Origin of the sequence: Atrimonas thermophila (assembly GCF_045864955.1) — a bacterium.
Lineage (GTDB): Bacteria > Atribacterota > Atribacteria > Atribacterales > Thermatribacteraceae > Thermatribacter > Thermatribacter velox.
On sequence record NZ_AP028803.1, the window covers coordinates 753,623 to 763,917 of the forward strand.

At 45.4% G+C, this 10,295-nt stretch carries 10 protein-coding genes; all 10 read right to left on the reverse strand.

Annotation, left to right across the window (positions count from 1 at the left end):
- Nucleotides 1–3: 3 nt before the first annotated feature.
- The gene (locus ACKTT1_RS04035) at nucleotides 4–1,011 is read right to left on the reverse strand and encodes an ABC transporter ATP-binding protein (RefSeq protein ID WP_412710271.1); all 1,008 of its coding nucleotides are present in this window, start codon (nucleotides 1,009–1,011) and stop codon (nucleotides 4–6) included.
- Nucleotides 1,008–2,006 carry an ABC transporter ATP-binding protein gene (locus tag ACKTT1_RS04040; RefSeq protein ID WP_369017415.1) on the reverse strand — a complete coding sequence of 333 codons (999 nt, stop codon included), beginning with the start codon at nucleotides 2,004–2,006 and terminating at the stop codon, nucleotides 1,008–1,010. The genes ACKTT1_RS04035 and ACKTT1_RS04040 overlap by 4 nt, the downstream gene beginning before the upstream one ends.
- Before the next feature lie 12 nt (nucleotides 2,007–2,018).
- Nucleotides 2,019–2,900: an ABC transporter permease gene (locus tag ACKTT1_RS04045; RefSeq protein ID WP_369017414.1), complete on the reverse strand. Its 882-nt coding sequence runs from the start codon at nucleotides 2,898–2,900 to the stop codon at nucleotides 2,019–2,021.
- A gap of 3 nt (nucleotides 2,901–2,903) precedes the next feature.
- Nucleotides 2,904–3,935: an ABC transporter permease gene (locus ACKTT1_RS04050; RefSeq protein ID WP_369017413.1), complete on the reverse strand. Its 1,032-nt coding sequence runs from the start codon at nucleotides 3,933–3,935 to the stop codon at nucleotides 2,904–2,906.
- A gap of 75 nt (nucleotides 3,936–4,010) precedes the next feature.
- Entirely contained in the window at nucleotides 4,011–5,858 is a 1,848-nt protein-coding gene (locus tag ACKTT1_RS04055; RefSeq protein WP_412710272.1) for an ABC transporter substrate-binding protein, read from the reverse strand.
- Between the two features lie 68 nt (nucleotides 5,859–5,926).
- The gene (locus ACKTT1_RS04060) at nucleotides 5,927–6,967 is read right to left on the reverse strand and encodes a nicotinate phosphoribosyltransferase (RefSeq protein ID WP_412710273.1); all 1,041 of its coding nucleotides are present in this window, start codon (nucleotides 6,965–6,967) and stop codon (nucleotides 5,927–5,929) included.
- A gap of 39 nt (nucleotides 6,968–7,006) precedes the next feature.
- Nucleotides 7,007–7,234, reverse strand: a complete 228-nt coding sequence (gene secG / locus ACKTT1_RS04065; protein ID WP_412710274.1) for a preprotein translocase subunit SecG — start codon at nucleotides 7,232–7,234, stop codon at nucleotides 7,007–7,009.
- Between the two features lie 2 nt (nucleotides 7,235–7,236).
- Entirely contained in the window at nucleotides 7,237–8,010 is a 774-nt protein-coding gene (tpiA, locus tag ACKTT1_RS04070) for a triose-phosphate isomerase (protein ID WP_412710275.1), read from the reverse strand.
- A 2-nt stretch (nucleotides 8,011–8,012) separates the two neighbouring features.
- Nucleotides 8,013–9,017 (reverse strand): type I glyceraldehyde-3-phosphate dehydrogenase, encoded by a 1,005-nt coding sequence (gap, locus tag ACKTT1_RS04075; protein WP_412710276.1) that lies wholly within the window; start codon nucleotides 9,015–9,017, stop codon nucleotides 8,013–8,015.
- Between the two features lie 128 nt (nucleotides 9,018–9,145).
- Nucleotides 9,146–10,252, reverse strand: a complete 1,107-nt coding sequence (locus tag ACKTT1_RS04080) for an ABC transporter ATP-binding protein (RefSeq protein WP_369017407.1) — start codon at nucleotides 10,250–10,252, stop codon at nucleotides 9,146–9,148.
- Between the last annotated feature and the right edge of the window lie 43 nt (nucleotides 10,253–10,295).

A 10,295-nucleotide genomic window follows, 5' to 3' on the forward strand; every position in this document is an offset into this window, starting at 1 on the left:
AGTTCAGTCAACCTTTTGATTTTCAACAATTTTCAGACTACCAGGAAAGTGACAGGCCACCCAATGGCCTGGCTGGACTTCAAGTAGATCCGGTTCCTGCGAAGCACACAAAGGCTGACTGACTGGGCAGCGGGTGTAAAAACGACAACCCGCAGGGGGATTTATAGGGCTTGGAACGTCACCTTTGAGAATGATCCTTCTCACCTTGTAGTCGGGATTTGGAACGGGTACCGCGGAAATAAGAGATACTGTATAGGGATGAAGAGGATTTTCAAAGAGCGCTTCTTTGGAAGCAATTTCAACCGCCTTACCCAGATACATTACCATAATGCGGTCGCATATGTACCTGACTACGGCCAGGTCGTGAGAAATAAAAATATAAGTTAGAGAAAATTCATCTTTTAAGTCCTTAAGCAGGTTAATTATCTGGGAACGAATGGATACATCCAGCGCTGAAACGGCTTCATCAGCGATGACCAGTTTCGGTTTCAGTGCCAGAGCTCTTGCAATGCCTATTCTCTGTCTTTGTCCCCCCGAAAACTCGTGGGGATATCTTTTGAGGACGTCTTTCGATAGGCCCACCTTTTCAACCAAAACCTCAACCATTGCTTTCCTTTCTTGCGCGTTCCCTATACGATGTGTTGACAGTCCTTCTTCGATAATGGCTCCCACGCTCATGCGGGGGTTTAAGGAGCTGAAGGGATCCTGGAAAATCATTTGAATATTACGCCTCAGCTTGCGAAGTTCAGAATCAGACAGCGAGAAAACATCCTGGTTTTCAAAAAGGACTTTTCCCGAAGTTGGAGTGTGGAGCTTGAGCAGGGTCATACCCAATGTGCTTTTTCCACATCCTGACTCCCCAACAATGCCAAAAGTCTCACCCTGTCTTACTTGAAAGCTCACCCCGTCCACTGCTTTGACAAAAGCCACTGTTTTCCTAAACACTCCAGCCTTTATGGGAAAATATTTTTTTAGGTTTTTTACCTCAAGGATGAATTCAGAATTTCTCATCCTCTGGCTCTCTCTTCAGTATTAATTTTTTGCCAGAAGTGGCAATAGACAAAATGCTCTCCCTCAAGGTGAATTCGCGGTGGATCTTCAGCGCACTTTGTTTCCGCAAAAGCGCAACGGTTACGAAACCTACAACCCTCTGGAAAAGACAAAGGATCTGGAACCATACCCGGAATGCTTTCCAACCTTTCCTGTTCAGTATCCAGGCGAGGTATAGAGCGCAAGAGCCCCAGAGTATAGGGATGGGTTGGTTTTTTAAAGACTTCAAAGCGCGTCCCTTCTTCTACAATTTTTCCAGCGTACATCACCACTACCCTATCAGCAAGATCGGCTACAATTCCCAAATCGTGAGTGATGAGTATTACTGCCATATTTAACTTTTTTTGCAAGTCTTTGATAAGTTCCAGAATCTGGGCTTGGATGGTTACATCCAGAGAAGTTGTCGGCTCATCGGCAATAAGCAATTTGGGATGGCAGGAAAGAGCCATCGCAATCATGGCCCTCTGTTTCATGCCTCCTGAAAGCTCGTGGGGATATTCGTAAAGCCTTTTTCTTGGTTCAGGAATACCAACCAGCCTTAACATTTCTTCAGCTCGTCTTTCAGCTTCTTTTCTGCTCACTTTCTGATGAAGCATAATTGCCTCCATTATCTGGTCTCCAACGGTGTATACCGGATTTAAAGCTGTTGCTGGTTCCTGAAAAATCATGGATATCTCTTTACCCCGTATCTCCTGCATTCTGCTTTCTGGCAACGCAAGCAAATTTTGCTCTTGAAAAATTATTTCGCCACTCTTTATAAGGCCATTAGGATCAATTAATCTCAGAATGGCCAGGGAAGTTACGCTCTTACCACAACCAGATTCCCCAACCAGAGCAAGCGTTTCACCTTCTCTTACTTCGAAATTGACTCCATCTACCGCTTTCAACTCTTCCTTGTTTTCGTTATAAAAGTAAACTCGAAGATTCCTGACGATTAGCAGGCTTTTTCTTTCCAATTGGGTTACCTCTTACATTTTTAGTCGCGGATCGAAAACGTCTCTTAAGGCGTCACCGACTAAATTCCACGATAGAACGAAAAGCACCATAGCTGTTCCAGGAAAAACGGTCATGTACCAGTACTTAAGCGCTTCGCCCTGACCACCCAGCATCCAGTTGCGAGCATAGTTGAGCAGTGCTCCCCAATCGGCATAACCCTGGGGAGCTCCCACTCCCAGAAAGCTCAGTGCAGAAGCAGTTATGACCAGCGAACCCATACGCATGGAAGCTTGAATCAATACGGGAAATATGGTATTGGGCAAGACATGGCGCATAATTATCTTGAAGTCTCTAACTCCCAGAGCTTTGGCAGCCATAACGTACTGCTCTTCCTTAACCTGGAGTATGTTGCCCCGAATCAATCTTGCCGGATACATCCAGCTAAAAGCAATCATAGCAATCATCACCTTGTCAAGACCAGTACCCAGGATAGTGGTCAGCACCATTGCGGCCACCAGAAAAGGAACGGCAAGAAATATGTCAGTAATTCTCATCATCACTTCGTCAAGCAATTTTCCAAAGTACCCCGATATGGAACCAACAATTAATCCAATAACTGTAGAAATGAGCGTCACTATAATGCCTATTTTGAACGCAGTTCGGGTGCCCCAGATGACACCGTAGAAGATGTCTCTTTTACCAGCCACTCCAAAAGGGTGTTCCGGAGAAGGAGGTTGGGGGTTAGAACTCCAGGTGACAACGGGCATCAAATAAGGATCTCTCCCCGGCTTCGGTGGTGCAATGAGTGGTGCCAGAAGAGCGATGACCACAAAAAAAACTAAAAGAGAAATGCCCAGTATGGCTGACGCGTTGGAAAAAAGTTTCTTAAGAATTCTGCGAGTTTCTGCTCTCAACTTTTATTCTAACCTCACCCGAGGATCAATTAAGGCATAAGAGATGTCTACCAACAGATTGCCTATTACCAGTATAAAGCCAAAAAACAGCGTTCCTCCCATGATGGAGGCGTAATCAAGTTGCTGAGCAGCAAGTGCCATAAAGCTCCCTATGCCCGAACGATTGAAGATAGTCTCTACAATAACTGTTCCGGCGAGAAGACCAATAATGGTCTGTCCGCTTACCGTAGCCACAGGAATCATAGCATTGCGTTTGGCATGCTTGTTAATAACTACTCTCTCAGCTAAGCCCTTTGCTCGAGCAGTTCGTATATAATCTCTTTGTAGAACCTCAAGCATTGAGGAACGAGTTATTCTCAAGATAAAAGCAAAACCGACGTAGACCAGCGTCAAAACCGGACCGGCCAGATGCCGCAGGGCATCTACAAAAACATCAATTCTACCGTTGAGTAAGGCATCAACAGTTGGCATACCAGTTATTTGCCTGAAGGTCGGCGACTTAATCACTTCCTCTGCCCATATACTTAGAGTGCCAGGCGGAAAGACTCCCAGGGTGCTGTAAAAGACCATGAGCACCAGCAATCCGAAAACAAAGTCTGGGAAAGACCATCCTACCACCGCAAATATGCGCAGACTGTGATCAAGAAAACGATTATGATGGAGTGCTGAAAGAATGCCCATCCAGGTACCAAGCAGGATAATGGGTATTACTGCAAAGATGGTGAGTTCCAGCGTGTAAGGGAAGCGCTTTAGAATAGCTTCATACACTGGTTCTTTTCCAACGTATGACCAACCCAGGTTTCCACTGAATAGGTTCTTAACCCAGCGTGCGTACTGAACAATGATCGGATCATCCAGGCCATACAGTTCGATTAATTTATCGAGGTCTGCACCTTTCAAGCGTTCAGGGCTGTTAATAAAAGTGGCCAGGCGTTGATAAGGACTCAAGGTTCCAATCATCAAAAAAACGATAAGCGATATACCAAACAAGGTTAAAGGTAAAAACAAAAGTCTTCTAATGATATAAAAAATCATAATCTCTGATCGTGCTCCCTCTCATTTTGCAAGAAGAGGGGATTGTGTAATCCCCTCTTCTTGCAAGGTTTAAGGTTACTCCTCTTTCCACACTCCGTCAAAGTTAACCGCACCCGGACGCATAGGATTGAACATCCATCCCTTCACCCAGCTTCGCATAGCAAAAATATCTATGGGCTGATAGAAGGGGATACCCAGCGCGTTTTCGTAAGCGATTTTCTGTATCTCTTCGTAAAGTTTTTGCCGTTCTTCCGGGTTAGTTTTAGCTATTGCTTCTTCAATGAGAGAATCGAGGTTTTCCTGGGCAAACTTTATAAAGTTTTCGCCCTGAGTGGTTCCATATACACCGTTACTGTGATAGTAGGTAAAAATGAAATTGTGAGGATCTGGATAGTCTGCCAACCAGCCGATTACAAAAGCGGGCAACTGGCCACTTCGGTAAGCGTCGAGATAGGTCGGCCACTGCACTCCTTGCACTTCTATCTTGAATTTGGGATTCAAGGATTCGATGTTTTCCTTAAGCATTTCACAAGCAGTCTGGCGAGCTTCGTTACCAGTATTGTAAAGGAGAGTTAATTTGAAGCCCTTTTCCCATATTTCTCCGTTCCAGGCCTTTTGAAGTTCTTCCTTAGCTTTTTCAAGGTCAAACTGGTACATGGGTAAGTTTTCGTTATATCCCAGAAGACCTCTGGGGAGTACCGACGGTATTCGGTATGCATACCCGTTAAGAACTTCGTTGATAAAGGTTTCATAGTCAAATGCGTAGCAGAAAGCCTTGCGTACATGGATGTCGCTGAAAAAGTCGGGGGGGATACCCTCTCCGTCGAGCTTTCCGCTACCCAAATATTTACTTTCTGGAACCACATTCCAGTTGAAGTGCATCGCGGTTATAACCAGACGTGCACCTTCGCGGATAACTACGTTTTCCATTCCCTTGACCTGATCTAAGTACTGGAGTGGAGTGTAAATCTGGTCAGCATCTCCTGCTTCAAGCATGGCCCTGCGGGTGCTCCATTCATCAATACCCCAGATGATGGCTTTGGCAATTTTGGGCTTTTCTCCCCAGTAATTTTCATTGCGCACCAGGGTTACCTTCTGTTGGGTTCTGTCCCACTCAGAAAGTACGAAAGGCCCGGTGCCGATTGCCTTTTCGTAAAGGGGACTTTCTTCTTTTTTGAGGTTGTGGTACTTCCACCATCCTTCCGGCTTTCCGTCCCAAAGACCCAGCTCCACACAGGTTTCTTTATCAAGGATTGCACCCCAGCTTGCGTTCTGGGCCAGTATACTCAGGAACGGGGCGAAAGGTCTCACCAGGTGAAACACTACATTATCCCCCTCTACTTCTATTGCTGGGTCAATGTATTGATTGTAAAAATCAACCAACTTTTCTTCGTAAGCAGGGTCTTTCAAAGTGCCATCCTCGTTGAACATGTCACTCCAGGCTATACCCACTTTGTCAGCGACAAAGTCTTCTATGGTTTGATAATTGAAGAGAGCTTCAATAATCATCCACATTGGCCCTGCATGAGGGTCGAAAAGAATACCTCGTTCGAAACTGTATTCAACGTCCTCTGGAGTAAGGGCGTTTCCGTTGTGAAAAGTGACACCTTTCCTTATAGGAAACACGTAAGTTTTTCCATCGTCTCTGATAAGCCCGTTTTCTACCGAAGGCACTTCAGTAGCCAGTCGAGGAACGAACTCAGTAATACTTTCTCCTTTGTAGGCAATCAAATTTTCGTACACAAAATTGATAACCTCACCACTGGCTGTATCGTAAGCGTAGTGGGGATCCAACGTATCTGGCTCTCCAATGCCAAGGTATATGTAGGTGTCCGGATTTTTGACTTCAGCCATTGCTAAAGATAAACCGCTCACAACCCAAAAAACCACAAGCAAATAACTCAAAATCTTCCAGTTTCTCATACCTATTCCCCCTTTTCTAAGATTTTTTAATCAAGCCAAGAACAGGTTCTTTTTCAAACCTCACCTCCCTACTTCAACTTTTTCAAGCGTGGATTGGGTATTATTCCTGGGATCCTCCCTCTTTTAGCAATTTTTTGACCAGCTACTTCTTTTATATCCATGGTCATATCTATAGGACGTGCCCCACTTATATAGCTTCCCACTCCAAACATGTCTGCATCCTCTCTGAGAAGCGCTATCTTTTCGGGATTCAAACCCCCCGAAACCACTATTTTAACCCAGGAAAAACCTGCCTGATCAAGGCGAATCCTCACCTCTTTGACCAATGCTGGAGATACACCACCTCGTTCTTCAGGAGTATCCAGGCGCACTCCAGCCAGCTTTTCTCCCAGCACTTTAGCCACTCTGAGTGCTTCCTCTGCCTCATCTTTGAAAGTATCCACCAGTATTATACGAGGGAACTGGCCTGGTAATGCTTCCTCAAAGGCCTTGGCAGCAATGACCGTATCACCTGTGATGAGGATGGCTGCATGAGGTATGGTTCCCCCTGGTTCCCTCCCAGCAAGTTTGGCTCCCAAAATACAAGCGCAGCCATCAACCCCTCCAACCAGAGCGGCACGTTCCATAACTGGAGCTACTGCAGGGTGAACATGTCTTGCTCCAAAAGCAAGCACTGCTTTTTTGCCCGCTGCTTTCTTGCATTCTCGAGCAGCAGTAGCCCACCCACTGCTTTGAGCCAGAATTCCCAAAAGAGGCGTTTCAAAAATACCAAACTCCGAGTAAGGGCCTTTAATTCTCATTACAACTTCCTTGGCTTCAAAAGTATCTCCTTCTTCGAGGGACCACACCTCAACCTTGCTTTCCTGAAGTAAATTCAGGACTTCCTGAACTCCACACATTACACCCTCCCGACGAGGGAATACTTCAGCAACTACCAAGGTGTCCTGCAGGTTGAGATGCTTGAGAATTTGCTGGGCACTTACAAAATAAATATCGGTAGTATAGCCTCGTTTGATTTCTTCGTGGGTCGCTGAATAAAACAACCGCTCCGGAGAGGGGTGGAATACAGAAGCTTCTTCTATGCTGTTAATCCACCTGTTTTGCAACATTTCAGTCCCTCTTGGTTTTAAAGCATTAATCGTGTGCTCTTAACGGTATATAGTTAGGGCAAAAACAAGGGAAAGCGACATAAAGATTACTGAAAAAAGTACGGTAAGCTTGGTAAGCAGAGGAAGATTTTTGAATTTGCTGCTTCGGTCTGCCCGGGTTGCTCCGCCAAAAATACCTCCACCCATTCCCGCTTTACGGGGTTGAAGAATTACAGTAAGAATCAAACCCACGCAGATTAGAATTTGGACGATCATCCAGCCATTCATTTCTATATCCCACCTGATATCCTTGCAGTTTCTTTAATAATGTCGAGGAATTTACCAGCATCAAGACTGGCTCCTCCAACCAGCGTTCCGTCGATATCTTCCTGGTTTACAAATTGACCAACATTTTCTGGGCTCACGCTTCCTCCGTAGAGAATCCTGATTTGCTGGGCCTTTTCGCTGCCAAACTGTTCAGAAAGTTTTCCTCTTACGAAAGCTATGGCTTCCTGAGCATCCTGGGGAGTAGCTGCCTTACCAGTTCCAATAGCCCACACTGGTTCGTAGGCAATTACTATCGACTCAACATTGGAAAAGGTAGTAATACCTTCTATTCCCTTTTCGAGCTGATAAGCCAGGATTGCTTCAGTTTCTCCTCTTTCCCTTTCTTCAAGAGTTTCTCCAACGCAGAGGATAGGCCGTAATCCAAGCTTCAACGCGGTCTCCACCTTTTTGCCTACCTCTTCGGCTGTTTCTCGAAAGATGTGTCTCCTTTCGGAGTGGCCAAGAATCACATATTCGCAACCTAACTCAAGAAGCATGGAACCCGAAATTTCACCCGTAAATGCGCCCTTGAGTTCCCAGTGCATGTTCTGGGCCCCCAGTTTTACTGACGAACCTGCGAATTTCCGAGAAAGTGCATACAGGGAGGTAAAAGGAGGACAGATAATAACCTCTACACCAGGTGTGTCCAACTCCTGCAGTAAGGCTTCGGCATATGCCGAAGCCTCAGCAACAGTCTTGTTCATCTTCCAGTTGCCTGCAGCAATAGGTATTCTCATGGCTACAGTCCCTGCTCCATCATATAGTTTGCAAGATCTACCACCCTGCAGGAGTAACCCCACTCGTTGTCATACCAGGAGAGAACCTTAACCAGATTGGCGTTAACCTTGGTAGACAAAGCATCCACAATTGAAGAATGAGCATCGTGTAGGAAGTCAATAGATACCAGAGGTTCTTCGCAGTAGGCAAGAATTCCCTTTAGTTCGCCTTCTGCAGCCTTTTTGAGCGCAGCATTAACCTCTTCCGCGGTAGTCTCTTTTTCCACGATAGCCACAAAGTCCACTACTGAAACATCAGGAGTAGGAACCCTGATAGCCATTCCATCCAATTTTCCTTCCAGTTCAGGCATTACTTTGCCAATAGCTGCAGCAGCTCCTGTCGTGGTGGGAATCATGGACATTGCCGCAGCTCTTGCCCTGCGCAGGTCCTTGTGCGGAAAATCAAGAATTACCTGGTCATTAGTGTAAGCATGAACGGTGGTCATAAACCCTCTTTGGATAACAAAGTTCTCATGAAGCACCTTTACAATGGGTGCAAGACAGTTTGTGGTACAGGAAGCGTTGGACACAATATGATGCTTATTTTTGTCGTAAGATGAATGGTTGACACCCATTACCACGGTTATATCGGGTTCTTTAGCCGGAGCAGTAATAATAACTTTTTTCGCACCAGCTTCAAAATGCAGGGAAGCTCCCTTGCGATCCCGGAATTTTCCAGTTGATTCTATCACAATGTCCACACCCAGGTCTTTCCAGGGAAGCTGAGCAGGGTCCTTCTGAGCCAGGACTTTTATTTCTTTGCCATCAACGACAAGCGCATCATCTTTATAGGAAATGCTGTTGGAGAGGGTACCATGAACTGAATCATACTTAAGAAGATGAGCCAGGGTTTTTGCGTCAGTCAAATCGTTGATTGCTACTACATTGACATTTCCAGTTTCCAGCATTCTTCTGAATACCAGTCTTCCGATTCTGCCAAAACCGTTTATAGCTATGTTCAAGTGCATCTACCTCCTTTGGTGGAAAATTTCTCTTTTTAATCATGCCAAATAATTATACACGAACCTGCTTCGTTGTAAAGAGACGCAAACAAAGTCCAAAAAAAAGGTGCCGCTTAAGCGGCACCTTCTCGAGCTTAAATGATTGCCTTTTCGGTGTCGATGTCAAAAACATGCATCTTATCGGTGTCAACCACGATTTTCATTGTATCGCCCACATCAACGTGGGTCTGCATATCAAACACAGCCACAATGGTGTGTGCGCCACAGGTAAGGTAGACAATTTGCTCAGAACCCAGGGGTTCTACAACATCGACGGTAGCGTCAATAACATTGCCATCCTGGCGGAGCATTTCTTTCGATACTGCAAGGTCGTAAATATCTTGAGGTCTGATGCCAAAGGTTACCTCTTTATTTGCGTACGGTTCCAAAGCAGCTTTGTATTCCTCTGGAACAGTAATTTTGAAGGACTGCCCATCAAGTACTAAGGAGTCACCTTCTTTTTTCAGCACGACATCCAGGAAATTCATGGATGGAGTTCCTATAAATCCGGCTACAAACTTGTTTGCAGGTTTGTTGTAAAGTTCAAGTGGGGTACCCACTTGCTGGATGATGCCATCTCGCATAACCACAATGCGGTCTCCCATAGTCATTGCCTCAACCTGGTCGTGAGTAACGTATATCATGGTGGTTTGGAGGCGGTCATGGAGCTTGGAAAGCTCAGCTCTCATCTGCACACGCAGCTTTGCATCCAGGTTGGAAAGAGGTTCGTCAAAAAGGAAAACTTTGGGATGGCGCACAATAGCTCTTCCTACTGCCACACGCTGCCTCTGTCCACCAGAGAGCTGTTTGGGCTTTCTTCTTAAGAGTTCCTGGATACCCAGTATTTCAGCGGCTTCCTTCACACGCCTGTCTATTTCATCCTTTGGGAACTTACGCAGTTTGAGACCAAAAGCCATGTTGTTGTAAACATCCATGTGGGGGTAAAGAGCATAGTTTTGAAAAACCATGGCAATGTCGCGATCTTTGGGCGGGACATCATTCACCAGGGTGTCTCCAATGTAAATTTCTCCCTCGTCAACTTCTTCAAGACCAGCAATCATTCTTAAGGTAGTAGTTTTTCCACACCCCGAGGGTCCTACCAAAACGATAAATTCTTTGTCCTTAATTTCCAGATTCACCTTGTTGACTGCAACTACATCTCCAAACCGCTTGACTACATCTTTCAAAACAACACCAGCCATCTATATTCCTCCTTTTTAACAAAAATTAAATATGGGTACTTCA